Origin of the sequence: Protofrankia sp. CiP3 (assembly GCF_917627345.1) — a bacterium.
Lineage (GTDB): Bacteria > Actinomycetota > Actinomycetes > Frankiales > Frankiaceae > Protofrankia.
The window spans coordinates 1,732-3,359 of the sequence record NZ_CAKJTM010000225.1 but is presented as its reverse complement, the minus strand read 5'-3'; the positions used below and the strand labels follow the sequence as shown (position 1 = coordinate 3,359).

Genomic DNA, 1,628 nt, shown 5'->3' with positions numbered 1-1,628 from the left:
TTGGTAGGCCGTGGCAGCGGAGCGCAGCTTGTTGGGTGTGTCGTCGCTGGCGAGTTGGGCGAGGCCGGTGGGTAGGACGCGGTCGTGCACGCGAGTAAGCAGCATCGCGGTGTGCAGCCCGAGGTCGGTGACGCGGTAGCGGTGCGTTCGTGGGATGCGTTCGATCAGACCGTGGCTGCGTAACCGACGCAGGTCGTAGCTCATCTGGCCGGTCCGGAGATCGGTGAGCCCGCGCAGGTGAGCAACATGATCACGTAGTCGGCGGTTGGTGAACCCCCGGGGCAGCAGCCGAAAGATCAGCAGCGCGGTGAGCAGGGCGTGGCTGCGCGGACAGCCCAGACGCAGTCCGGGGATGCGGGTGCCGCTGTCGGTGACGGTGGGCCCGGTGACAGCGGTGAGCGTGTCGGCTCCGGTGATCGGGTCATGGCTGAGTCGTTGGAGGCGCAGCAGGCGCCGGTTGGCGGAGAAGCCGACCTCCCGCAATGCGGGCAGGTTAGTCAGCCGTTTGCCGATCTCGAAGTCGCGGGTGTCGTTGATGGTGGTCTCGGTCCGTAAGGCTCGGCCTTCCTTGTGATATTGCTTGATCGTGGTGTGCTTGTAGTCCACGTGCAAGCTCGGGGTGACACCATCGGTGATTACCCGGGTGCGGAAGCGGCCCGGGGTCGTGCGCGGTCCGCGGCGCATGAGCCGTCGGTCGAAGACCAGGCTGACCTGGTCCGGGCGGCCGGCGTCGAGGTTGTCGCGGATGACATGTTCGAAGAACACCCTCCCGCTCACCGGCCGGTCCAGCATCTGGGTCAGGCTGAACTCTGCCTGCAGAATGGAGATGTCATAGCGGTAGCCAGCAGCCCGGTCATCGGCGGTGAACGGGTGCGGCAGGATCGCCAGCCACTTACGCAGCAGCGCGTCGATCTGATCCGGGCCGAGCCGGTCGCAGATCGCCTGAAGGCCGTCCGGGTCGTCAACCGCGGCGAACGCGTTGTCCATCGGGACGAAGCCGATCCCGGCCTTGGCCGCCTGCCGCTGCGCCCAGTGGTTGCCGTTCAGGCACAGCTTGGCGTTGTAGGGGAAGTACGAGCAGAACTTCAGGAAAAACGGGCCGAAGTCCTCGTCTACGCAGTAGACGTAGAAGTGGTTGACCATCCCGGTGGTCTTCACGATCCACGGGTAGGTGCGGCCCTGGTCGTCGCGGCGCTTCTCGGTCCGGAACAGAGGAGTCTTCTCCTGCGCCCGGCCGATGAACACCACTCCCTCGGTTCTGTCGAACCGCGCCAGGTGCTGGTGCATCACATCGTCTTTTCGCTGACCCTTGACGAAGTCGACGACCGGGATCTCATGGTCGGCGGCGAACCGGCGGATGCCGGTGACGAACCGTTCGGTGATCGAGGCGAGCGGAGCCGTCGAGGCCACCGGCAGCCCGAGTTGACGGCGCACGTAGCCCACGATCCCCTGGGCGTACTGGAGCTGAGGCACGTACACGTTGAGATACATCCGGTCGATGCACCCCACCTCAAATGTCACGTGAGCGGCCAGGACATCGGCAACGGTGCGGGGTAGCGTCATCATCAGCTCCGGTCCGGGACGGAAGGCCACCGGCCAACCGCCGCCGATCAGCGGCATTACAACGG

General features: G+C 65.7%; 1 protein-coding gene. It reads right to left on the bottom strand.

Going from position 1 to position 1,628, the window contains the following annotated elements:
- A partial coding sequence (locus tag MJ797_RS26635) for a hypothetical protein (protein WP_239342491.1) occupies positions 1–1,563 on the bottom strand: 1,563 nt, incomplete at its 3' end.
- Between the last annotated feature and the right edge of the window lie 65 nt (positions 1,564–1,628).